Annotated in this window: 18 protein-coding genes and 3 riboswitches; of the genes, 5 read left to right on the top strand and 13 right to left on the bottom strand. The window is 61.8% G+C overall.

What is annotated here, in order from left to right; all coding sequences use genetic code 11:
- Positions 1-29: 29 nt before the first annotated feature.
- Positions 30-542, bottom strand: coding sequence for a CoA-binding protein (locus tag MHJ63_RS00375; RefSeq protein WP_239445800.1), 513 nt, complete (start codon positions 540-542; stop codon positions 30-32).
- Positions 542-1,858: an O-acetylhomoserine aminocarboxypropyltransferase/cysteine synthase family protein gene (locus MHJ63_RS00380; protein ID WP_239445801.1), complete on the bottom strand. Its 1,317-nt coding sequence runs from the start codon at positions 1,856-1,858 to the stop codon at positions 542-544. The genes MHJ63_RS00375 and MHJ63_RS00380 overlap by 1 nt, the downstream gene beginning before the upstream one ends.
- A gap of 12 nt (positions 1,859-1,870) precedes the next feature.
- A riboswitch (SAM riboswitch) is annotated at positions 1,871-1,975 on the bottom strand.
- Positions 1,976-2,068: 93 nt separating this feature from the next.
- Between MHJ63_RS00380 and MHJ63_RS00385 the strand changes: the two genes are divergently transcribed.
- On the top strand, positions 2,069-2,728 hold the full coding sequence (locus MHJ63_RS00385) for a histidine phosphatase family protein (protein WP_239445802.1): 660 nt from the start codon (positions 2,069-2,071) through the stop codon (positions 2,726-2,728).
- 76 nt (positions 2,729-2,804) lie between these two features.
- Positions 2,805-4,094: a M20 metallopeptidase family protein gene (locus tag MHJ63_RS00390; protein WP_239445803.1), complete on the top strand. Its 1,290-nt coding sequence runs from the start codon at positions 2,805-2,807 to the stop codon at positions 4,092-4,094.
- A gap of 40 nt (positions 4,095-4,134) precedes the next feature.
- On the opposite strand, the gene MHJ63_RS00395 is transcribed toward MHJ63_RS00390, so the two are convergent.
- The 4 genes from MHJ63_RS00395 to MHJ63_RS00410 all read right to left on the bottom strand — a co-directional run bounded on the left by MHJ63_RS00395 (position 4,135) and on the right by MHJ63_RS00410 (position 9,047).
- Positions 4,135-5,076: an HpcH/HpaI aldolase/citrate lyase family protein gene (locus MHJ63_RS00395; protein ID WP_052048547.1), complete on the bottom strand. Its 942-nt coding sequence runs from the start codon at positions 5,074-5,076 to the stop codon at positions 4,135-4,137.
- A gap of 9 nt (positions 5,077-5,085) precedes the next feature.
- Positions 5,086-6,525, bottom strand: a complete 1,440-nt coding sequence (locus tag MHJ63_RS00400; RefSeq protein WP_239445804.1) for an amino acid permease — start codon at positions 6,523-6,525, stop codon at positions 5,086-5,088.
- Between the two features lie 186 nt (positions 6,526-6,711).
- A complete protein-coding gene (acs, locus tag MHJ63_RS00405; RefSeq protein ID WP_239445805.1) occupies positions 6,712-8,754 on the bottom strand; it encodes an acetate--CoA ligase in 2,043 nt (680 codons plus the stop codon).
- 8 nt (positions 8,755-8,762) lie between these two features.
- A riboswitch (SAM riboswitch) is annotated at positions 8,763-8,860 on the bottom strand.
- Positions 8,841-9,047 (bottom strand): hypothetical protein, encoded by a 207-nt coding sequence (locus MHJ63_RS00410; protein WP_239445806.1) that lies wholly within the window; start codon positions 9,045-9,047, stop codon positions 8,841-8,843. It overlaps the preceding riboswitch by 20 nt.
- A gap of 149 nt (positions 9,048-9,196) precedes the next feature.
- A riboswitch (SAM riboswitch) is annotated at positions 9,197-9,310 on the top strand.
- A gap of 30 nt (positions 9,311-9,340) precedes the next feature.
- Between MHJ63_RS00410 and MHJ63_RS00415 the strand changes: the two genes are divergently transcribed.
- Positions 9,341-10,771: an LLM class flavin-dependent oxidoreductase gene (locus tag MHJ63_RS00415; RefSeq protein ID WP_239445807.1), complete on the top strand. Its 1,431-nt coding sequence runs from the start codon at positions 9,341-9,343 to the stop codon at positions 10,769-10,771.
- A gap of 183 nt (positions 10,772-10,954) precedes the next feature.
- On the opposite strand, the gene purL is transcribed toward MHJ63_RS00415, so the two are convergent.
- From purL to MHJ63_RS00440, 5 genes are all read right to left on the bottom strand, one after another.
- Positions 10,955-13,261, bottom strand: a complete 2,307-nt coding sequence (gene purL, locus MHJ63_RS00420; RefSeq protein ID WP_239445808.1) for a phosphoribosylformylglycinamidine synthase subunit PurL — start codon at positions 13,259-13,261, stop codon at positions 10,955-10,957.
- The gene (purQ, locus tag MHJ63_RS00425; RefSeq protein WP_204880677.1) at positions 13,258-14,019 is read right to left on the bottom strand and encodes a phosphoribosylformylglycinamidine synthase subunit PurQ; all 762 of its coding nucleotides are present in this window, start codon (positions 14,017-14,019) and stop codon (positions 13,258-13,260) included. The genes purL and purQ overlap by 4 nt, the downstream gene beginning before the upstream one ends.
- Positions 14,019-14,276: a phosphoribosylformylglycinamidine synthase subunit PurS gene (gene purS, locus MHJ63_RS00430; RefSeq protein WP_035756569.1), complete on the bottom strand. Its 258-nt coding sequence runs from the start codon at positions 14,274-14,276 to the stop codon at positions 14,019-14,021. Before purS ends, purQ begins: the two co-directional genes overlap by 1 nt.
- Before the next feature lie 112 nt (positions 14,277-14,388).
- Complete coding sequence (gene gdhA / locus MHJ63_RS00435) at positions 14,389-15,729, bottom strand: NADP-specific glutamate dehydrogenase (RefSeq protein WP_239445810.1); 1,341 nt, start codon at positions 15,727-15,729, stop codon at positions 14,389-14,391.
- 132 nt (positions 15,730-15,861) lie between these two features.
- Positions 15,862-16,599 carry a DUF3159 domain-containing protein gene (locus MHJ63_RS00440; RefSeq protein ID WP_239445811.1) on the bottom strand — a complete coding sequence of 246 codons (738 nt, stop codon included), beginning with the start codon at positions 16,597-16,599 and terminating at the stop codon, positions 15,862-15,864.
- Between the two features lie 70 nt (positions 16,600-16,669).
- On the opposite strand from MHJ63_RS00440, the gene MHJ63_RS00445 reads away from it, so the two are divergent.
- Positions 16,670-18,139 (top strand): FAD-binding oxidoreductase, encoded by a 1,470-nt coding sequence (locus MHJ63_RS00445; protein ID WP_239445812.1) that lies wholly within the window; start codon positions 16,670-16,672, stop codon positions 18,137-18,139.
- On the opposite strand, the gene MHJ63_RS00450 is transcribed toward MHJ63_RS00445, so the two are convergent.
- On the bottom strand, positions 18,136-19,035 hold the full coding sequence (locus MHJ63_RS00450; protein WP_239445813.1) for a 3-methyladenine DNA glycosylase: 900 nt from the start codon (positions 19,033-19,035) through the stop codon (positions 18,136-18,138). The genes MHJ63_RS00445 and MHJ63_RS00450 overlap by 4 nt on opposite strands.
- 146 nt (positions 19,036-19,181) lie before the next feature.
- Here MHJ63_RS00450 and MHJ63_RS00455 point away from each other — a divergent pair, with 146 nt between their 5' ends.
- A complete protein-coding gene (locus MHJ63_RS00455; RefSeq protein ID WP_239445814.1) occupies positions 19,182-20,624 on the top strand; it encodes an aspartate ammonia-lyase in 1,443 nt (480 codons plus the stop codon).
- A 195-nt stretch (positions 20,625-20,819) separates the two neighbouring features.
- On the opposite strand, the gene MHJ63_RS00460 is transcribed toward MHJ63_RS00455, so the two are convergent.
- On the bottom strand, positions 20,820-22,265 hold the full coding sequence (locus tag MHJ63_RS00460; protein ID WP_239445815.1) for an ATP-binding protein: 1,446 nt from the start codon (positions 22,263-22,265) through the stop codon (positions 20,820-20,822).
- Positions 22,266-22,383: the final 118 nt, after the last annotated feature.

The raw sequence follows: 22,383 nt of genomic DNA on the forward strand, positions 1-22,383 counted from the left end.
CGTGCCGCGCAGCGACGCAACAGCAACCGTTATGCGCGTAGCTGGCGTTTGGAGGAGATGACTCCGGTGTCGAAGCCTGCAAGGTGGAGGCCGCCGTGGAAGCGCGCGTGCTCGATCTTGACGCAACGGTTCATGACCGCGGCGAGCCCGCCGGCTTCAGCGATGCGCGCGGCTTCTTCGTTCCACAGGCCCAACTGAGCCCAGAACACCTTCGCGCCCACACGCACGGCGTCCTCAGCGACGCTCGGGAGGTCTTCGTTACGGCGGAACGCAACCACGATGTCGGGCACTTCCGGCAGGTCATCGAGGCTCGGGTACACGGGCTCCCCGAGCAACTCGGTGGCTCGCGGGTTGATGAAGTACAGCTTGTAGGGGGCGGAGGACTGCAGGTAGGTCGCCACAAAGTACGCGGCACGCGCCGGGTTCGTGGAGGCACCCACGATCGCAACGCTCTTGGCGGCACGCAAAAGGTTCAATCGTTGCGGGGCTGATGGGCCAACCCACGTGCTGTTGGCCTCTGTTGTGGTGGTTTCGTTGCTCATTACGCTTCCTCCCCGTTCGCAGCACCGTTCACGGCGGCTTCGAGGGCCTGGTCGAGGTCCCAGATGATGTCCTCAACATCCTCAAGGCCCACCGAAATCCGGATCAGGTCTTCACCGATCCCGCCCGCAATCAGCTGTTCTTTACTTAGCTGCTGATGCGTTGTGGATGCCGGATGCAACACGAGGGTCTTCGCGTCACCAATGTTGGCTAGGTGGCTGGCCAGCTGCAGGTTCGCGATGAACTCAGCCCCGACGTCGCGCCCACCCTTGACACCAAAGCTGAACACGGAGCCCACACCGTTCGGCAAGAGCTGCTTGCCGCGTTCGTGGTAGGCGTGGTCTTCCAGGTCGGCGTAGGAGACCCACTCGATGCGGTCATCGTTAGCCAGCCAACGCGCGACCTTGCGGGCGTTGGCGATGTGCGCATCCATACGCTGCGGCAGGGTTTCGATGCCGATCAGCAGCTGCCACGCGGACTGAGGGGCGAGCGATGCGCCGATGTCACGCAACTGTTCGTTGCGTAGCTTGGTGAGGAAACCGTATTCACCGAAGTTGCCCCACCACGACAAGTCACCGTAGGAAGGCACCGGCTCCGTCATGGATGGGAAGTTGCCGTTGCCCCAGTTGAAACGGCCTGATTCAACGACGACGCCGCCCAGGGTGGTTCCGTGGCCGCCCAGGAACTTGGTCGCCGAGTGGATCACGATGTCCGCGCCGTGTTCCAGCGGACGGAAAATATATGGCGGGGTCAGGGTTGAGTCCACAACCAGTGGGATCCCGTGTTCGTGGGCGAGAGCGCCGAGACCTTCGATGTCGGTGATCACACCGGACGGGTTGGCGACCACCTCGGTGTAGAGGACCTTGGTGTTCGGTTGGATCGCGGCCGCGAAGTCCTCGACCTCGGTTGAGTCGATGAACGTGGTCTCCACGCCGAATCGGCGCAGCGTGACATCCAGCTGGGTTACGGTCCCGCCGTAGAGCTTCGAGGAAGCGACCACGTGATCGCCCGCCTGGCATAGCGCGGCGAACGTGATGAACTCAGCGGCCATACCCGAAGACGTCGCGACCGCGCCGATACCGCCCTCAAGGGACGCGACGCGTTCCTCGAACGCCGCAACCGTAGGGTTAGCGATACGCGAATACACGTTCCCGTACTTCTGCAGCGCGAACAGCGTTGCCGCATCGTCCGCGTTTTCAAACACGAAAGACGTCGTGTTATACAGCGGGACGGCACGCGAACCGTGCTCCGAATCAGGGGTGGCACCCGCATGCAGGGCACGGGTACGGAAACCGAATTGACGGTCGGCAGAAGACATGGAACTCCTTCAACTCCATCGATCCCGGCATGAGCACCATTCGCTGCAGCGGTGGTGCTGCGTCGATGGTTGCTGCGGCGTCACAGGGCCAGGTCCCTCGACCGCTCTAGATGGTCAGCCACCATTATGCGCACTCGACTCGAGCCAGGGCAAACGCATGTGACGTACTAAGGCGCGCCGGGAACAGTGCGGCCGGCATAAGCTGGGGATATGAGCACCAGCCCTCACCACGTCCCGTCTCTCGCTTTGGTCCGCCACGGGCAAACAGACTGGAATAAAGAACGCCGCTTCCAAGGAAGCGCGGACGTCCCCCTCAACGCGACCGGCATCGAACAAGCCCGCGCCGCGGCGGAAACCCTGGCGGCTGACGCGACATCACGATGGGGTAGCCCGTGGGACGTCATCTTCACCTCCCCACAACTCAGGGCGCGCGAAACCGCGGAGATCATCGCTGAACACCTCGGACTTGAGGGGCCGCGCGTCGTCGCTGGGCTCAAAGAACGCTCCTACGGCCCCTACGAAGGCCGTGCCTACGGCGACCTCGACAAAGAAACCTTCACCTACCTCTTCCCGGCACACCTCCCCAACGTCGAAGAGATCGAGGCCCGCGGTAAAGAGCTCGGGATCCTCGAAGGCGTCGAAAGCTCCAAAGACGCCGGCCGCCGTAGCGCTACAGCGCTCGCCGAAGCGCTCCAGCGCAACCCAGGCCAACGCGTCATCGCCGTATCCCACGGCTCGACCACCCGCTGCCTGCTCAACACCCTGGACGAGTGGAACATCAGCAACCCGGGGTTGCGCAACTGCGACATCCGCTACCTCACTCCAGCCCAAGAAGCGCACTTGCACCACATCCGCAGCGCACTTTCCTAACCCGGCGCTGCATCACAGCCACCCACTACACTGACTGTGACGCCGTTCACGGACACCAGCTAAGCCAAGGACACCCATGATGAGCACCGCCAGTACATCAGCGAGAAACACGTCAACACCGGGGCAACAGCTTCCGGCGGTACATCCGGCGGCGCAAGAACCGATCCCGGCGGAACTCAACGGGCACATTGTCCGGTTGCGCCGCTATCTGCACGCGAATCCCGAGCTGGACCGGCACCTGCCCACGACTCAAGCGGCGGTGCTGGATGCGCTCGAGGGAACCGAGGGGATCGAGCTGCACACCGGGAAGGCGCTGTCCTCCGTGACCGCTGTTCTGCGTGGTGCTGCTCCGCTACCTGACGGCACGCGCCGCCCCGTAGTCCTGTTGCGTGGCGACATGGACGCGCTACCGGTCACCGAAGAAACCGGGCTTGAATATTCGCCCACCGAAACCGGGAAGATGCATGCGTGCGGCCACGACATGCACACCGCCGGCCTGGTGGGTGCGCTGCTGTATCTCGCGCAGCGCCGCGATGAACTCACCGCCGATGTTGTGGGCATGTTCCAGCCTGCCGAAGAAACCGCTGGCGGCGCGAAAATCATGATTGAAGAAGGCCTACTGGAAGCCGCAGGCCAGCCGGTCGATGAGGCGTACGCGATCCACGTGTACGCCGACCGCTATCCGCACGCAACGTTCGTCTCCAAGCCGGGAACCATCCAGTCCGGTTGTGACGACCTCGTCATCACCGTCCACGGCCAAGGCGGCCACGGATCCGCCCCGCACCAGGCCGCGGACCCGGTGCCAGTCGCGGCAGAGATCGTACTCGGCCTACAGACCATGGTGACCCGCCAATTCGACCCGTTCGACCCCGTCGTGGTGACTGTCGGCTCGATCAAAGCGGGCTCTGCGCCGAACATCATCCCGTCCACCGCGACCATCCAGGTCACGCTACGTTCCTTCAGCCCGGCCTCACGTGAAAAGCTCGTTCCGGCCGTGCAACGCGTCGCCAAAGGCATCGCGGAAGCCCACGGGATGAGCGCAAGCTATAGGGTCGAATGCGACTTCCCTGTAACCGTGAACTCGGCCGAACACGTGGACTACGTGGCCGAAACCGTGCGGGACCTGTTCGGGGATACCGCCTACCGAGACCTGCCGCGCACCGAAGCCGGTTCAGAAGACTTCTCCGAAGTGCTCCAGCGCGTACCGGGCGCCTACATTTTCCTCGGTGCCGTCCCGGAAGGCGAAGACCCCACGAAAGTTGCGGGCAACCACTCGCCGCACGCGATCTTCGACGACCGCGTGCTGGGCCGCAGCGTGCGGCTTTTCGCGGAACTCGCGCTACGCCGCGGGCCTCTCGCACAGTAACGATCAGCCCGCAACGACAAGCCCGCGGCGGCTACGCGCGTCAGTAGTGGTAGGTGTCCGATGGCGCAGGGGCCGGGTCGGATGCCTTGCGCCATTGCACGTTGTAGGCCTTCGCAAGGGCGAGGATCTTGTTCGCGCGGGAGAGGCGCGGCAGGTCGGAGCCGTTGCGGATCTCTCCGCCGGCTTCCTCGAATTCTGTGAGGAACTCGTGTGCCCACGCGACGTCCTCGCTGGAAGGGGAGAGGCCTTCGTTGACGGTTGCGGTCTGTTCCGGAACCAGGCACAGTTTGCCGGTCATACCGAACTCGCTTGTGACCGCGGCGGCTTCGGCGAGTTTGACGCCCGTGGTACCCACGGTCGGGCCGTCGATCGCGCCCGGCAGGCCTGTTGCGCGGGATGCGATCGTGAACTGTGAGCGGGCATAAGCCAACGCCATCGGGCCGTCCCCCATCCCGGTGTCGCGGCGGAAGTCACCGATACCGAACGCCAAACGATAGGTCCCCTTCGCCGCGGCGATCGAATCGATGCGCTGCAAACCGCGCGCGGTCTCAACGAGTGCAATCACGGGAATCCCAGGCAAGCGGCGTGCGGTCTCGTTGACGTGGTCGGTGGATTCGACCATCGCAAGGATCACACCGGCCAAACCACCCTCAGCCACAGGCCCACCCACAGCAGAAGGCAACGCGGCAGCTAAAGCCTCAACGTCGTCTTCCCAATACTTGGTCGCATAACCGTTCATACGAACCCACGCGGTGTGGCCGCTAGTCATCCACTCAACCGCGGCTTCACGAGCAGCAACCTTGTCTTTCGGCGCCACCGCATCTTCGATATCCAAAACCACCACATCGGCGGCGGAATCTTCGGCTTCAGCGAAACGGTCAGGATGCGCCGCGTTCGTCAAAAGCCACGAACGCGCAAGGTCTGGGCCGATCTTCTGACCGGCCGCCGTAGGGATCTGTGCAGGGTAAAACGTAGGAGCCATGACCACACGTTACTGACTCTGGCGGCGCTTGAGCCACGTTGTGACAACATATATCGCCGAAATCAGCGCGATCCACACGGCACCCGCTATGAGCGAGACGCGTGTGTTCGGGAACCACGCCATCAACACGATCACCAGAACCAGGAAGGCACCCGCGAAAATCGGGGTGATGGGCCACAACGGCACCGGGAACTCAAGGTCCTTCTTAGGGACACCTGCGCGGCGTAGTTTGATGCGCATCGCGGTGTGGGACAGCAAAACCATGCACCACAGCCACGTGATCGCAAACGCGCCGACCGAGGCAACCACGGCGAAAGCGGACTCCGGCATCAGGAAGTTCAACACCACACCCACCGTGAGCGCGCACATCATGAGCAGTGCCGCAGCCCACGGCACGCCCTTGCCCGTGGTCCGGGTGAACGCGCGTGGGGATTGCCCCAGGTGTGCCATCCCGAACAGCATGCGGCCGGCACCGTACGAGTTCGCGTTGATCGCAGAGATCGCGGCCGTGAGCACCACGATATTCAAAATATGTTGCGCCGCCGGGATTCCTAGCGTTGCGAAAATCTGGACGAACGGGGAAGTGTCCGAGCTCATGTGGTTCCACGGAACCAGCGTCATGATCACACCCAAAGCCAGAACATAGAACAGCAGGATGCGGATCGGAACCGAGTTCACGGCGCGCGGGATCGCGGTGTGCGGATCGTTAGCCTCACCCGCGGTCACGGCGATGGTCTCGATGCCACCGAAGCTGAACACGACCATCGTCAAGCACGCCAGAATGCCCATCCAACCGTTAGGCGCCAAGCCACCGTGATCGAAAAGATTATGCAGGCCCGGGGTTGCTTCGCCCGGTACGCTCATACCGAAAATCAGGATCGCGATGCCGCCGAGGATCATCGCGATCACGGCGCCGACCTTGATGATCGACATCCAGAACTCCATCTCACCGAACACCTTCACGTGCCGGGTGTTGATGCCCGCGATGAGCAAAACGACCGCTGCCGCCCAGATCCATTGCGGCGCGTTGGGGAACCACAACCCCATATATACCGAGACCGCGGTGACGTCCGCAATCGAGACGACGAGCATACAGAACACGTACGTCCAGCCGGTCGTGAACCCCAGGTAGCGGCCCAAATAGCGGGTCGCGTAGTCAGAGAACGCGCCAGCGACGGGGTTGCGGACCGCCATCTCGCCCAGGGCGCGCATCACGATGAATACCGCGGCACCCGCCACAATATAGGCGAGCAGAACGATCGGGCCTGCGGCCTTGATCGCATCCGCTGAGCCATAGAAAAGCCCGGTCCCGATCGCCGAGCCCAGCGCCATGAACTGGATATGGCGCCCGGTCAGGCCCTTATCGAGGGAGGTCTTCCCAGCCTGAGGCGAATCCCCGGTTTCTGACGACGTGTCTGTGCTAGAAGCCGTGTCTTTGCTAGAACGCATGCATCGAGACTAGAACGATGCGTGATCCAGTGCACATTCGCGATAGGGCTTGGGCGAGCCGGCCGCCTAACCCTGGACGAACTGACTTCAAATCAGCTCAAAGTACGCATTTTCTCTTGCGGGCACGGCCTCCCGCTGTAGCCGCGGGCCAGTTCCCCGGTTGGTACGGCCTAGCTGCGGATACAGCTAGCCGCGGGCGGCGGAGAGCACGTCCGGGATGCATTCTTCGTTGCGCAGGCTCGTGGTGTCGCCGAGTGTTTCACCGGTATAGGCCTGGGTGAGGATGCGGCGCATGATCTTGCCGGAGCGGGTTTTCGGTACGTCGGGCACGAGGATGATGCGGGCCGGTTTCGCGATGGGCCCGATCTCCTTGGTCACGGTGGCGCGTAGCCGTTGCACGAACTCGGCGACGGCCTCCTCGCTCGCGTCAGCGCCGAGCAAGGACTGATCGCCGGGGACCACGAACGCGATCGCGGCGTGCCCGGTCTTCGCATCCGGTACCGGGCACACGCCGGCTTCCACAACACCCGGGTCGGTCACGAGCGCGGACTCGATCTCAATGGTTGAGAGCCTGTGGCCCGAAATGTTGATGACGTCATCGGTGCGGCCGAGGATCCAGGTGTCACCGTCGGCATCGACTTTCGCGCCGTCGCCTGCGCTGAACCAACCGTATGTGGCGTAGGCCTTCCAATAAGAGGTGTACCAGCGTTCCGGGTTGCCCCACACGGTGCGCGCCATCGAGGGCGGGAACTGGGTGAGCACGATGTTGCCTTGGGTTCCAGCCGGTGTCGGGTTGCCCTCGTCGTCGACGACCGCGGTCGCGACCCCTGGCATGTCACGGCCTACGCTGCCGGGCTTGACGGTGGTTGCGCCGGGTAGGGGAGTGAGGATGGTGGAGCCGGTTTCTGACTGCCACCAGGTATCGACCATGCTGATGCCGCGCCCGGGTTCCCCGGTTTCAGGGTTGGCGGGCTGGTAGGTGTCGCGGCCGATCTGTTCGCGTAGCCACCGCGCTGCCTCAGGGTTGACGGCTTCACCTACGGTTCCGCCGAGGCGGATGCTCGAGAGATCGTATTCGGCGGGGATCCCGTCCGGGAACCAGCCCATGAGCGAGCGCACGAGCGTTGGCGCGGTGTAGTACGAGGTCACACCATAACGCTGGATGACTTCGAAGTGCCGGCCCGGGTGCGGCGCGTTCGGCACGCCTTCGTAGATGACCTGGGTCGCGCCGGCCCCGAGCGGTCCATAGATCTCGTAGGTGTGGGCGGTGACCCACGCGAGATCTGCAGTGCACCAATGCACGTCGCCCGCGCGCTGAGCTGGGTCCGGGTGAGCGAAGATCTGGTTATAGGTCGCTACAGCACCGGTGAGGTAGCCGCCGGTCGTGTGCACCAGGCCCTTCGGTTTCCCGGTGGTCCCGGAGGTGTACATGATGAACAGCGGATTTTCCGCGTCGAACGCTTCCGGTGTGTGCTGCCGTGGCTGGCCGGGCACAATCTGGTCCCACCAGATGTCACGGCCTTCGGTCCACGGGATGTCGCGGTGGCCGGTGCGGTCGATCACGAGCACATGCTCGAGCTGGTTCTCCCCGGACGCGGCCTCATCCGCGATGTCCTTGACGGGCACGGCCTTGCCGCGGCGGTACTGGCCGTCGCTGGTGACCAGCAGCTTGGCGCGGGTGTCTTCAACCCGGAAACGCAACGCTTCCGCGCTGAATCCGCCGAAAACAAGCGAGTGGATCGCGCCGATGCGTGCGCAAGCCAGCGTGATGATGATCGTCTCAACGAGCACCGGAAGATAGATCACGACGCGGTCGCCGCGGGTGATGCCCAGTTCCGTGAGCGCGTGGGCGGCCTGCGAGACTTCTTCGGTGAGTTCGCGGTAGGTGACGGTGCGACGGTCGCCGGGTTCACCTTCGAAGTAGAGCGCTACTTTGTCCCCGTTGCCGGCCGCTACGTGGCGGTCTGCGCAGTTGACAGCGGCGTTGAGCGTGCCTCCCGCGAACCAGGTTTGCTGCAGACCTTCCTGAGTTTCAGGGTTAGGCGGGGTTAGCGTGTGCACCGTATCCCACGGGGTCTCCCACGTGAGCTGCCCGGCCTGTTCGGCCCAGTACGCGCTGTGCTCTTCATCGCTAAGCTGCTCTTCATCGCTAAGCAGCGCGCTGCTGAGGTTTGCGTTGCTGAGCTGAGCCTGGGCGGCCTGGTGCGCGGGTGCGGACGTTGCGGTCATGCGTTGTCACTCCATCGATCCTGGCGTGAGCACCATGCCCGGTAAAAACCCGGGGTGGTTGCTGCGGCGTCGTAGAGCCAGATCTCTCAGCCGCTCTGGATGGTTGTGCTGTCCATAGTGGGTGACGAAGGCGGTTGCACGCAAATCGGGTCAGCGTGTGTGTCATGTTGCTCAACACGGCTGGCGAAGCAAAGGCGTCCGATGCGGCGGGCGATCACCCCACCCATGATCCCGTTGATGATTAGCGCGATGATATCGACGGTAAAGGACACTTCTGGCCGTGCAAATTCCACGTCGCTGTAGCCCTTTCACCTGCAGAAACCCGTGTTATGGCATGGGGTAATACTTTCGCAAGTGTAGCCGCCGATGCGTGCTGTCATTCTTTGTCATCGGTCACGAGCGATTTGCGTGATGCCCATGGTGTGCCTCTATGCTGAATCCGTATCCATCCAGAGCGGCCGAGAGATCTGGCTCTACGACGCCGCAGCAACCATCCTGAAGGGTTCCGTAGCAGGAATCGTGAGGGAAAGGTGCTCCCGCCAGAAGACGATGGCGCAGCGTTTGAGGGCTGCGGGAAAGGGTTAACATGTCGTCTGAAAAACCGATTCTTCTCAACGCTTTCGCGATGAACACGATTGGCCACCAGTCCCCGGGTTTGTGGAAGCATCCGGAAGATACCTCGCGGGATTACAACAAGCTTTCGCACTGGGTTGAGCTCGCCAGGATCCTGGAAGAGGGCCGTTTTTCCGCCCTGTTTTTGGCCGACGTGATGGGTGTGTATGACGCGTACGCGAACTCCCCGGAGACGGCGTTGCGTTCCGGTGCGCAGATCCCGTTGGCTGATCCGGCGGTGATCGTGGCGGGGATGGCTGCAGCGACGAAGAACCTCGGTTTCGGTGTCACGGCAGGCACCGCGTATGAGCATCCGGTGGGGCTCGCGCGCCGCATGGCGACCCTGGACCACATCACCGGCGGGCGAGTCGGCTGGAACGTTGTGACCGGCTACCTCGAGTCCGCGGCGAAGAACTTTGGCCAGACCCGCCAGATGGAGCACGACGAACGCTACGATCACGCGGATGAATACCTCGAGGTCGTGTATAAGTTGCTCGAGGGGTCGTGGGAGGACGACGCGGTTGTAGCTGACCGCGAATCTGGCTTGTTCGTTGACCCGGCTAAGGTGCACCCGATTGAACACGAAGGCAAATGGTTCAACGTTCCAGGCATTGCGATCACGGAGCCTTCCCGCCAACGCACCCCGGTGATCTTCCAGGCCGGCGCGTCCTCGCGCGGTATGGCTTTCGCGGGGAAGCACGCTGAGGCTGTGTTCGTTTCGCAGGCAACCAAGGAAGGCCTCGCGAAGACCGTGAAGAAGATTCGTGAAGCAACCGTGGCGGCGGGCCGTAACGCTGATGACGTCAAGATTTTCGCGATGATCACCCCGGTTGTGGGTAAGACGAACGAGGAAGCGTGGGAGAAATTCCGCGAATACCAGTCTTATGCCGATGAGCAGGGCGCGTTGGCGTTACTCGCAGGCTGGACGGGCATCGACTTGTCCGAATACCCGCTCGATGCGGTGATCGGTGAAGACGTGGAGTCCAACGCGATCCAGTCCGCGGTGAACATGTTCCAGGCGGCTTCAGGCGATTCTGATAAGCCGTGGAACGTGGGCCAGCTGGCGCGCTACATCGGCGTGGGTGGTTTCGGTCCGGTTGCCGTGGGTACCGGCCGCGAAGTCGCCGAACAGTTCCACGAATGGGTGCGTGACACCGGGGTGGATGGCTTCAATGTCGCCTACGCGGTCAAGCCTGGCACGTTCCGTGACGTTGTGGACTACGTGATTCCAGAACTCGAAGCGCTCGGCGTGTACCCGAGCGCTGAGGAAGCCGCCGATGCCACGGTTGCGTGGGATGCAGACCGCCCAGTGGAGGACCAGACGGGTTCCTCCTTGCGCCACGCACTGTTTGGTCGCGGCGACCGGCTGCCGGAGAACCATCCGGGCGCGGCTGTCCGCCGCTAGGTTGCCACGCTGGCGGGCAGGAGACAGCGCCCGCCAGCTGGGGCAGGCCGTACAATTCACGGCCGCGAATACGACATGGCTGTGGGCGCCAGGATAAACCTGGCGCCCACAGCCATCTCTTGTTATCGACGGTGCCTGCTAGCGGTGTGCTGTAGCCGTACGGCACACCGCTAGCAACAGGCGTTAGCCGAAGTGGCGTTGCATGGTTGCGCCCCAGCCTTCGCGGATTTCGTCGAGGGTTGCACAGAACTCGCCTTGAACTTCGATCGCGTTCGAGGAAGCGTCCACGACACCCAGGCGGACGTGGGCGAACCCGCGTGCCGCGGCCATCGCGGTGAAACGTTCTTCCTCGGAACGCGGCAAGCACACCAGCGCGCGGGCCTGCGATTCAGAGAACAGAGCGGTGAAAGCGTCAATGCCGTCACGCTGCTTGAGTTCATCCAGGTTCACGCGCACGCCGACGCCGTAGCGCATCGACATCTCGACTAGCCCGGCTGCGAGGCCGCCTTCGGAAAGGTCGTGGGCGGCATCGAACATGCCGTCGCGAGAACCGGAAACCAGAAGCTGGCCCAGGGTGCGTTCCGCATCGAGGTCGACCTTCGGCGGGACTCCACCGAGGTGGTCACGCATCGCGGCGAACTCGGAGCCATCCAGCTCATCGCGGGTCAGACCAAGCAGGTAGACCGCGTTGCCGTCGTGCTCTTCACGCCAACCCGAAACCGTGCGCGCGGTGACGTCATCGAAGCGACCCATCACGCCTACAACCGGGGTCGGGTGGATCGGGGTCTCGCCGGTCTGGTTGTAGAGCGAAACGTTACCGCCGGTCACCGGAACCTGGAGTGCAAGGCAGGCATCCGAAAGCCCCTCGATCGCCTGGACCAGCTGCCACATCACATTCGGGTCCTCAGGGGAACCGAAGTTCAGGCAGTCAGTCACAGCCATCGGGGTAGCGCCGGAGGTCGCGACGTTGCGGTACGCCTCGGCCAAAGCCAGCTGAGCGCCAGCGTAGGGGTCGAGGTAGGCGTAGCGGCCGTTCGCATCCGTTGCGAAACCGACACCCATGCCGGTGTTTTCATCAACGCGGATCACGCCGGCGTCGTCAGGGGAAGCCAACGCTGTGTTGCCTCCAACGTTGGAATCGAACTGTTGGGTGACCCACGACTTATCGCACAAGTTAGGGCGCGCCATGAGCTCGAGCATCGCCTGCTTGAGGTCCTCGCCCTGCTCCGGTAGGTTCTTACCGGCCTCGGAGGAACGGAACGTGTCAGCCTGCAGCGTGTCCTGGTAGTCAGGGCGAGCGTATGGGCGGTCGTATTCAGGGCCCTCTTCAGCGGCGGTCTGCGGATCGATGTCCACGATGACCTCGCCGTTCCAGGTGATGATGAGGCGTGGTTCCTCGGTGATCTCACCGATCCAGGAGTATTCGACACCGTAGTGTTCCATAACCTTCTCGAACGCTTCAGCGTTCTCGGGGGTCACGACGGCCATCATGCGTTCCTGAGATTCGGACATCAGGATCTCGGACGGGTTGAGGCTCGGATCACGCAACAGCACGTCCCTGAGCTCAACGTTCATGCCCACGCCACCGTTGGAGGCGAGCTCGCTGGTCGCACACGAAATACCGGCCGCGCCGAGGTCCTGGATCGCGACGACGAGCTCTTCACGGAACAAGTCGAGGCAGCATTCGATGAGGACCTTCTCAGCGAACGGGTCACCCACCTGAACGGCAGGGCGCTTGGATGGCTTGTCTTCCTCGAAGGAAGCGGAGGCCAGAACCGAGGTGCCGCCGATGCCGTCGCCGCCGGTGCGCGCACCGAACAGGACCACACGGTTGCCTTCGCCCTTAGCGTTCGCGAGGTGGATGTCCTCGTGACGCATCACGCCCACAGCGAGCGCGTTGACGAGCGGGTTGCCCTGGTAGACGGAGTCGAACACGGTTTCGCCGCCGATGTTTGGCAGGCCGAGCGAGTTACCGTAACCGCCGATGCCGGCGACGGCGCCGTGCACGACGCGTGCGGTGTCTGGGTGGTCGATCGCGCCGAAACGCAGCGGGTCCATGACCGCTACGGGGCGGGCACCCATCGAGATGATGTCGCGAACAATACCGCCGATGCCGGTAGCGGCACCCTGGTACGGCTCAACGTAGGACGGCGAGTTGTGGGACTCGATCTTGAAGGTCACGGCCCAGCCGTCACCGAGGTCGGTCACGCCAGCGTTCTGGCCCATACCAACCAGGGTGTGCTTCTTCATCTCGTCGTCGACCTTCTTACCAAAGGAACGGAGGTGAATCTTCGACGACTTGTAGGAAGCGTGCTCCGACCACATCACGGAGTAGATCGCGAGCTCAGAATCTGTTGGGCGGCGGCCGAGGATCTTCTTGATGTCCTCGTATTCGTTTTCCTTGAGCCCCAGTTCAGCCCACGGCTGTTCGACGTCTGGGGTGGATTCGGCGTCAGCGACGGTGTCAAGGATGAAGTCTTGGGTGGTCACTTGGCGTCCTCCACAAAGTTGCTAATCAAGGAAGTGAACACGGTCAGGCCGTCACGGCCGCGGCCGTCGTCGGGACCAAAGCCCAGCTCAACTGCGTGCTCTGGGTGAGGCATCAGACCAACCACGTTGCCGGCTTCGTTTGTGATGCCAGCGATGCTGCGGCGGGAGCCGTTCGGGTTCCAGCCTTCGTAGCGGAACACCACGCGGCCCTCGGCTTCGAGCATGTCGAGGGTCTTTTCGTCAGCGACGTACTGGCCGTCCTGGTTCTTCAGCGGGTAGACCACGCTCTGGTTCTTCTCGTACAGGCGGGTCCACTTGGTCTCGTTGTTTTCGATGGTCAGCGGCTGATCGCGGCGAATGAACTTGAGGTGATCGTTCTTGATCATCGAACCCGGAAGCAGGTGAGCTTCCGTGAGGACCTGGAAACCGTTGCAGATGCCGAGCACTGGGAGCTTATCGTCCGAGTTCGCGGCGTCGATGATGCTGTCCATGACCGGCGCGAAACGAGCGATAGCGCCCGGGCGCAGGTAGTCGCCGTAGGAGAACCCGCCGGCGATCACAACAGCCTGAACATCCTTGAGGTCGCCATCCGCGTGCCACAGGTTCACTGGCTCGCCGCCGGCCAAGCGCACCGCACGGCACGCATCGCGGTCATCGAGCGTTCCAGGAAACGTGACAACGCCGATCTTGACGCCCGAGTTCGGGTAGGTGTCCACGGAGTTATCAACCAAGAAAGGGAAATCAGTGGTGCGGGGCATTACTGACCGTCCTCAACCACAGCCACGTTGACAACGTCTTCGATGACCGGGTTGGACAGCAGGGTCTCAGCGGCTTCGCGAGCTGCTGCCAAAGTATCTTCTGTCACTTCACCGTCCACGGTCAGTTCAAAACGCTTGCCCTGACGGACTTCGCTGAACTGGGTGAAACCGAGGCGAGGGAACGCACCGAGAATAGCTTTACCCTGCGGGTCCAGAATCTCGGGCTTGGGCATGACGTCAACGACGATCCGGGCCATGATGTGGGATCTCCTGAGATGGCAGTTTCTTGCCGCGAGCACACAGAAATGGTGCTTGCGCACTTGCCTCTCTATCTTATCCGTTTAGGAACACGCGTGGGGTGGGCTCCCGCTAGATGATGCCTTGGTTGAGCATCGCGGTTGCGACACGGCTGAAACCGGCTACGTTCGCGCCGAAAACATAGTCGCCGCCGCGGCCATACTTATCCGCTGATTCGAGGCAGGTTTCGTGGATGTCTTCCATGATCTCGGTGAGACGCTGGACCGTGTAGTCGAACGTCCAGGAGTCACGGGAGGCGTTCTGCTGCATCTCAAGCGCGGAGGTCGCAACGCCACCGGCGTTCGCAGCCTTACCTGGGCCGAAGAGCACCTTCGCGTCACGGAAAGCCGCCACCGCATCGGGGGTTGATGGCATGTTCGCGCCCTCGGAAACCGCTTTGACACCATTGCGGATCAGGGTGTGGGCGTCACGGCCGTTGAGCTCGTTCTGGGTTGCACACGGCAAGGCGACGTCGGTTGGCAGGTCCCAGATGGAGCCGTCAGTGACAACGCGGGCGCCGTTGCCCCGGCGTTCGGCGTAATCAGAGATGCGGCCGCGCTCCACTTCCTTGACCTGCTTGATCAGGTCAACATCGATCCCGTTCGGGTCATAAACATAACCCGAGGAATCCGAGCATGCCTGCACGGTGGCACCCAGCATCTGGGACTTCTGCATCGCATAGATCGCGACGTTACCGGAACCGGACACGGTCACCTTGGCGCCGTCGAAAGATTCACCACGGGTTTTCAGCATGGACTCCGCGAAGATCACGGCACCGTAGCCGGTCGCCTCGGTGCGGGCGCGAGACCCGCCCCACAGCAACGCCTTACCGGTCAGCGCGCCGGATTCATAAGCGTTGGTCATGCGGCGGTACTGGCCGAACATGTAGCCGATTTCGCGGGCACCCACACCGATGTCGCCAGCCGGGACGTCCGTGTACTGGCCGATGTGGGAAGCCAGCTCAGTCATGAACGACTGGCAGAAGCGCATGACTTCCGCATCGGACTTACCGTGCGGATCAAAGTCAGAGCCGCCCTTACCGCCGCCGATAGGCATACCGGTCAGTGAGTTCTTGAAGATCTGCTCGAAGCCCAAGAACTTGATGATGCCGATGTTCACCGAAGGGTGGAAACGCAGGCCACCCTTATACGGGCCGAGTGCGGAGTTGTATTGGACGCGGAAGCCACGGTTGATCTGTACCTGGCCGTTGTCATCAACCCACGGCACACGGAAGATGATCTGACGTTCCGGCTCGCACAACCGCTGCATGATCCCGTATTCCATGAGCTCGGGGTGCTGTTTGACGACTGGGCCGAGGGAATCGAAAACCTCTGCAACTGCCTGGTGGAACTCTGGTTCGCCAGGGTTGCGGCGAAGTACGTCAGCGTATGCATCCTCTAGCTGTGGTTCCACAGTTCCTCCTGAAATCGTGTTGCGGCTTCCCAGTCTAGAAAAATTTGTGCGCTCGCCGGTTTTTTATTTCTTAACGTCTGGGAATGTGAAGGCTCAGGACAAACCGTCTGGGAATCGTGTATGGGGCAGGGGTTAGGCCTCGGTTTCCGGCCCGGTGTGGTTGCTGTTTCGCGGCTCAGATTGTTCCGTGTTCTGTTCCGCGGTTTGTCCAGGGTGCGCCACTTGTGGGTGGCGGATCCCGGGATGGGTTTTGGGGATGGAGCCGAACAGTGCCCAACCGGATGCGATGAGGCTGAGCGCGAAGAGCGGGTAGCTCAGCAGGATGTGGGCCACCGAGAGCCCGATGACGTGGCCGGTAGCCCAGAAGTAGCCGAGCACGATGACGCGGACACCGTATTGGGCGACCCAGAACCAGGAAGCGCGGTTGTAGGCGCGTAGGATCACGGGGTCCTTACGCCACGTGGTTTTGGTTCCGAGCAGTGCCCCGAGCACGATCCCAAGGAACGGCCAACGGACCATGATGGAGGCTATCCAGGCCAGCATCGAGGCCGCGTTGGAAAGCAGCCGCAACAGGAAGAAGTCCACGGCGTTGCCGGTATAGACCGCAACCGCGGCGGATGCGACCACGGCGAGCAACCCGAATATGACGGAGGTCAGTCTGCGGCGTTGGTAGAGCGCGAAGCCGGCGATGATGAGCCCGGACAGAGTAGCTGCCGCGCCCCCGATGACGATGTCGTTGCCGCTGAGCATCCACGCGAGCACGAACACAACCGGCGGGATGGTCGCCTCGATCGCAGGGCGCGCACCACCGAGCAGCTGAAGCAGGGACTCTGAGTTGGCGTGTTCGGCGCGCTCTGGTGGGGTGGGCATAAGCGCTAGTCTAGTTTCCGACCATTGTGTGTTCTGGCTCATACCCAAGCTGTGGGGAAGGTGAGGTTTCATGGCTGAGGTGGCTCCGGCATCGGAGGCAACTGTTTCTGCATCTGCAGCTGTTTCGCCGCTGGTTTCACAGACGGCGCTGGATTCGCTACGGGAGGCGATGCGCGGCGGCATCGCGACGGATGAGCCGACCTTGCGTGCGTACTCGATTGACCGTTCGGGTGTTGAGCCGGATGGTGTTCCGGTTGCGGTGGTGTGGCCGGAGACCACGGAGCAGGTTCAGGCGGCGGTGCGCTGGGCCTCGGAGCATGGCGTGAGTGTGGTTCCGCGGGGTGCCGGCACGGGCCTGGCGGGGTCTGCGACGGCGGGCGCGGGATCGCTCGTGGTGTGCCTGGAGCGCATGAATAAGGTTCTGGAGATTTCGGCGGATGACCGTTTGTGTGTGGTCCAGCCGGGCATCTTGAACGATGAGCTCAACGCGGTGCTACACAAGGATGGTCTGTGGTGGCCGCCGGATCCGGCGTCGAAAGCGATCTCCACGGTGGGCGGGAACATCGCGGCGAATGCTGGCGGGTTTTTGTGCGCTAAGTATGGCGTGACGCAGCAGTGGGTTTTGGGGCTCACGGTGGTTTTGGCGGATGGCCGCGTGGTGTCGATGGGTCGGCGCACCGTGAAGGGTGTTTCCGGCTATGACGTCACCTCGATGCTGATCGGTTCCGAGGGCACGCTGGGGATCATCGTCGAGTGTGTCTTGAAGGTGCGGCCGCTGCAGTCCGCTGAGGTTGCCACGCTGGTTGCGGTGTGTGATTCGGCGGTGGATGCCGCAGCTGCCGCGAGCGCTGTGACGGCGGCGCATCTTCAGCCGGCGATGATGGAGCTGCTCGATGAAGTGACCTCGGCCGCGGTGGTGGGGCACTTGGTTGCTACGGATGAGGCGTTCGTGGACCCTACCGAGGGCAGGCCGGCGTCGTTGCTTTTGGTGCAGACAGATGGCCTGGGTGCCGCGGCAGAGTTGTCCCAGGTGCACGATGCGGTGGCTGGTTTCGCGCGTCACGTGCGGGTTGCTGAAAGCGTTGAAGAGACTGAAGCGTTGATCGGTATGCGGCGGGCCGTGTTCCCTGCGATTGAACGCATGGGTGGCAGTGTTTTGGTTGAGGACATCGCTGTTCCGCGGACCCGGATGGCGGAGGCATTCACGCGGATGCGTGAGATTGAACGGAAGTATGGAGTTGCGTTGCCGAGCGCGGCCCACGCCGGCGATGGCAATATGCATCCGGTGTTCGTGTTCGAACCGGTCGCGGGTGAGACGGGGCTGGATGCGGTTCCGGCTCACGTGTGGGAAGCCGCTGACGAAGTGTTCAGTGTTGCCCTCGAGATGGGCGGAACGCTCACCGGCGAACACGGCGTGGGCTTGTTGAAGAAACGCTTCCTGCCCTTGGAGCTCGGCGCAGACCAGACGGAACTGCAGCAACAGTTGCGGAAGGTCTTCGACCCGCAAGGGATCATGAACCCCGGCAAGGTCCTCGACTAGGCAGCGCTCGCGCGGATCGCGGCGACCGCATCGAGCCCCCGCTGGCGTAGCTGCTGGGAGCGTTCAGAGAATGCGCGTTGCCGTTCAACATATTCGGCCTTGCCGTGCGCGGTTTCGATCCGGATGGGTTCGAAGCCCCATTCACTCAAGTCATAGGGTGAGGCCTGCATGTCCATGATGCGGGTCTCCCACGCGAGCTCGAAAGCGTCCATGATGAGCCCCGAATCCACGAGTGGCGCGAGCTTATACAGCCACTTATAGACGTCCATCCCGGCGTGCAAACATCCAGGCTGTTCAAGCTCAACCTGCCGCTCCCGCGTAGGCGTGAGCTGGTTCAGCCCGCGAGCCTGCGGGGCATAAAACCGGAACGCATCAAAATGCGTGCACCGGATCTGGTGGGTCTCAACCACCTCATCCGTACCGCTAGAACCCAGCCGGAGCGGAACATAGTCGTGGCGCATACCGTTCTCTTCCGAGTTATACGCCATAGCCCACTCGTGCAAACCAAAACACGAAAAACTCCCTGGCCGCGCCGCGACCGCACTGAAGATCGTGTCCGCGAAGTCCACCATCCGTCCCCGAGCCGCCACGAATTCCGCGGCATCCACCGTAACGCCAGGCCTCCCGCTCCCATCGGCATCCTCAACCACCGAATAAAACCGCCACCCAGACCGCTGCGCCACCGCATCGTCGCCTAACAACACCACGCCGGGGCCGGGATGCCAACGTTCCAGCTGCGCCGGCGGAAACGAGTAATACGTGAACAAGAAGTCATAGACCGGGTGGGTCTGCTGCCGCGCTCGCCGGTGCCGGAACGGCTCGGTGTATGCGCGGGCGCGTTCGGCGTGAGCGTGCTCGCGGGCACGCCACTGGTCGGGATAGAGCAAGGTGGGCATACATCCATTGTGGACGATGCGGGCCTGGCCAGCGCTCGCGGCAGCTGCCAGCGGGTGCGGATGCGGCCGATTGCGTGCTGTCTGCGTAGACTCATCAGTTGGTATCTGTTGTTGCAAACCGTTGGTTTGCGGTTCTCAGGAGCATCATGTCGTTTTTGCCTCTGACGGCCCCTGCCGAGTTGCGGGCCGCGCTTGAATCCACCGAAACCCGTACCGAGAAGGACTCGCTGGGGACACGTGAAGTCCCGGCGGAGGTTTTGTGGGGTATTTCCACGTTGCGGGCGGTCGAGAACTTCCCGATCACGGGCCGCACCGTGGGCCAGATCCGGGAGCTTGTGTGGGCTTTGGGTGCTGTGAAGCTCGCGGCTGCCCGGGCTAATCACGAGTTGGGCCGGCTTGATGATGCCCGCTGTGAGGCGATCGAGGCCGCGGCCCAAGAGGTCATGGACGGTAAGTGGGATTCGCAGTTTGTGATCGACCGTGTTCAGGGTGGTGCGGGAACCTCAACGAACATGAACGCGAACGAGGTTATTGCGCATCGTGCCCAGCAGATCATCGGGGACGAATCGATGGTGATCAACCCGATCGATCACGTCAACGCCGCCCAGTCCACTAACGATGTGTACCCGTCCGCGCTGAAACTTGCGCTGCATTGGGCGATGCGTGGGCTCATCGAAGAGGTCGGGTTGCTCGCCGAATCCTTCGGGAAGAAGGCTCAAGAGTTCGCGGAGATCACTAAGATCGGCCGCACCCAGCTCCAGGATGCCGTCCCGATGACGCTGGGCCAGGAGTTCGGTGCGTTCGCAGATGCGATGCGTGAAGACGTCGTGATGCTCACGAACTTCATTCCGCATCTGCTGGAACTCAACCTGGGTGCCACCGCGATCGGTACCGGGATTACGGCGCCGGTGGGGTATCGCGAGCTTGTGCTTAAGCACCTGCAGCAGATCACTAAGAACAACGTGATCGGTGCTCGTAACCTGGTTGAGGCGACCTCGGATACGGGTGTTTTCGTGCTCGTATCCGGTGGGTTGAAGCGTACCGCGATCAAGCTTTCCAAGATCTGTAATGACCTGCGTTTGCTTTCATCCGGCCCGCAGGCTGGCTTGAATGAGATCAACTTGCCGCCAGTGCAGGCGGGTTCTTCGATCATGCCGGGCAAGGTCAACCCGGTGATCCCGGAGGTCGTGAACCAGGTCGCGTTCCGCGTGGTCGGTGCTGATACAACGGTTGCGATGGCGGTTGAGGCGGGTCAGATGCAGCTCAACGCTTTCGAACCCGTGATGGCTGATGTGTTGTTCGATGCGATCGATTCCCTGCGTGCGGCATGTGCGACGTTGCGGTTGCGTTGCGTGGACGGGATCGAGGCGAACGAGGACGTGCTTTCGCGTCGTGTGGCTGAGTCTGTGTCCGTGGTGACTGCGCTTTCGCCGCTGATCGGCTATGAACGTTCCGCTGACCTCATGAAGCAGGCGCTCGAAGAGAACGCGTCCATCATTGACCTCGCGGTTCAAGAAGGCGTGCTCGATGAAGTCACCATTCGCCGCGCGATTGCCGATGCGACGGGCCACACCCAAACCGTGGAATAAAGCGCGCCCTCAACGACGATGCGGTGGGCGCGTTCACGGATCGCGTTGAGGCTGCGTTCACGGAGGGCACTGAGGATACGTGGAGCAACGCTAGCGGGCTCATGCTTGAGCTTCCCACTTAACTTCCCACTCAACATAACACTGTGGGAAGTTAAGTGGGAAGCTCGGTAATGCCGGGCCTTCTTGGCTGAATGACTATGTTTTGATCCGGTAGCGTTGGCGCGGGCTTCGTAGCGGTTCAGTGCGCTCGACGGCACCCTCGGCGATGAGTTCGTTCACTGCTTTTTGGACTGCTGTACGGCTTAGTTTTGTGCTCTTGACGAGCTCAGCTGTGGAGGCAGAGACTTGGCTCTTGAGAGCGGTGAGCACTTGGTCAAAGGCGCTTGCATACCGCTCTTTCTCCGCGACTCTTCGCCGGTGGAAAATAATGGTGAAGCTGTCTAGCCGGTTGATGTACTCAGGTGGCGGCATGAGGGCATCAGCGAGTGAGCGTTGAATGACTGCGATTCCCGTGCCCCTGTTTTCAGCAACGACACCTGCCGCGCCATCATCGTCGTGAAACTTCACGTCCTCGAGGAACGCAGAGAGCCGTTGGTTTCTAGTCGAGCTCACTCCTGGTTTCCCTAAGTTTCTAACGGTAACGCCTCCATATAGTCCTCCTGGACTGGTGATTTCGAGGCGATCAACGAACATGTTGATCTGTACCTGGCTACCTTGCACGAGCGGTGAGTAATCGCGATGCATGAGTGCATTCACAAGAGCTTCGCGTACCGCGACAGGCGGATAGTCTGGCAAATCTGAGCGGTACTTTTCGCCGATGAGCGCGGCAGTGCGCATGTTTTTTCTGACGACTTCAATTCCTTCATCAACGAGCTCCGGAATGGTGCCGGTGAAAGTCTTGCTGTCTAGGAGACGGATCCCCTCAGTAACAGAGCCCTTGGTTGTTCCAGGGAAGTTAGCAAATGTCACCGTAAGGCGCGGATAAAACTCCTGCGGATATTCGCCCATGACAAGCAATGACGCCAGGGTTGGGTGTCCGTCTTTGAGGATACGCAAGCGTTTCATCGCGGTTTCGATGCCATCGTTGAAGGTTTTAGGACGACGCTTGCGTTGAACGCTCAGGTAGGCGTTCACGGTGCCCGAATGCAGGTCTTCAGGTTGCGCATCTGTGACTGACTGTTCGTCCCATTTAGGCTGGGTTCGCTCCTCAACGAGGCGGTCGACTTCGTATTGCGTAAGCCGTATGTCACCGTCGCCAACCCGTATATAGCTACCGCCATATTTTCCCTGGTCAGTTACGTAGCAAGGCTTGTCTTCGGAGGTCATTTCACTGACTTCCGCTACAACAACTAAGGAGTTCTCAAAGGGCACTGTGTCGATGAGCGGACGCACTGGGGGTGTGGTTTGGGCGCATCGGGTTTCTAGCGCGTCCTGAGCTTTTGCGGCATCGAAGCCCTCTACCGGCAAGAAGCCGTTTGACTCATCGAGCCCCAGGATGATGAGGCCGCCGTTTGCGTTCGCGAACGCGCTGAGAGTTTCGCGAATTGACTTGCCCACATTGCTCTTGACCTCGGTTGGCTGGTTGTCTGTTCCAACCAACCGCAGTGTGTGGACGATTGTCTCTAAGTGTTCGGTGTCCATCGAGTGCTCACTAACTCCCCACTTAACTTCCCACTCAACATAACACTGTGGGAAGTTAGTGGGAAGTTAAGTGGGAAGCTTCTGGGAAGTTCTTAAGAGCGCGTGCGAGAACCGAACC

The sequence above is a fragment of the Pseudoglutamicibacter albus genome, assembly GCF_022346425.1.
GTDB classification, from domain to species: Bacteria; Actinomycetota; Actinomycetes; order Actinomycetales; family Micrococcaceae; genus Pseudoglutamicibacter; species Pseudoglutamicibacter albus.

Bases quoted from the DNA above. Each gene is read 5' to 3' on its own strand.
- MHJ63_RS00400 (WP_239445804.1), bottom strand. From the start codon at position 6,525: ATGCGTTCTAGCAAAGACACGGCTTCTAGCACAGACACGTCGTCAGAA.
- MHJ63_RS00455 (WP_239445814.1), top strand. From the start codon at position 19,182: ATGTCGTTTTTGCCTCTGACGGCCCCTGCCGAGTTGCGGGCCGCGCTT.
- acs (WP_239445805.1), bottom strand. From the start codon at position 8,754: ATGACCGCAACGTCCGCACCCGCGCACCAGGCCGCCCAGGCTCAGCTC.
- MHJ63_RS00390 (WP_239445803.1), top strand. From the start codon at position 2,805: ATGATGAGCACCGCCAGTACATCAGCGAGAAACACGTCAACACCGGGG.
- MHJ63_RS00445 (WP_239445812.1), top strand. From the start codon at position 16,670: ATGGCTGAGGTGGCTCCGGCATCGGAGGCAACTGTTTCTGCATCTGCA.
- MHJ63_RS00380 (WP_239445801.1), bottom strand. From the start codon at position 1,858: ATGTCTTCTGCCGACCGTCAATTCGGTTTCCGTACCCGTGCCCTGCAT.
- MHJ63_RS00385 (WP_239445802.1), top strand. From the start codon at position 2,069: ATGAGCACCAGCCCTCACCACGTCCCGTCTCTCGCTTTGGTCCGCCAC.
- MHJ63_RS00375 (WP_239445800.1), bottom strand. From the start codon at position 542: ATGAGCAACGAAACCACCACAACAGAGGCCAACAGCACGTGGGTTGGC.
- MHJ63_RS00440 (WP_239445811.1), bottom strand. From the start codon at position 16,599: ATGCCCACCCCACCAGAGCGCGCCGAACACGCCAACTCAGAGTCCCTG.
- MHJ63_RS00450 (WP_239445813.1), bottom strand. From the start codon at position 19,035: ATGCCCACCTTGCTCTATCCCGACCAGTGGCGTGCCCGCGAGCACGCT.
- purQ (WP_204880677.1), bottom strand. From the start codon at position 14,019: ATGCCCCGCACCACTGATTTCCCTTTCTTGGTTGATAACTCCGTGGAC.
- MHJ63_RS00395 (WP_052048547.1), bottom strand. From the start codon at position 5,076: ATGGCTCCTACGTTTTACCCTGCACAGATCCCTACGGCGGCCGGTCAG.
- purS (WP_035756569.1), bottom strand. From the start codon at position 14,276: ATGGCCCGGATCGTCGTTGACGTCATGCCCAAGCCCGAGATTCTGGAC.
- MHJ63_RS00415 (WP_239445807.1), top strand. From the start codon at position 9,341: ATGTCGTCTGAAAAACCGATTCTTCTCAACGCTTTCGCGATGAACACG.
- MHJ63_RS00460 (WP_239445815.1), bottom strand. From the start codon at position 22,265: ATGGACACCGAACACTTAGAGACAATCGTCCACACACTGCGGTTGGTT.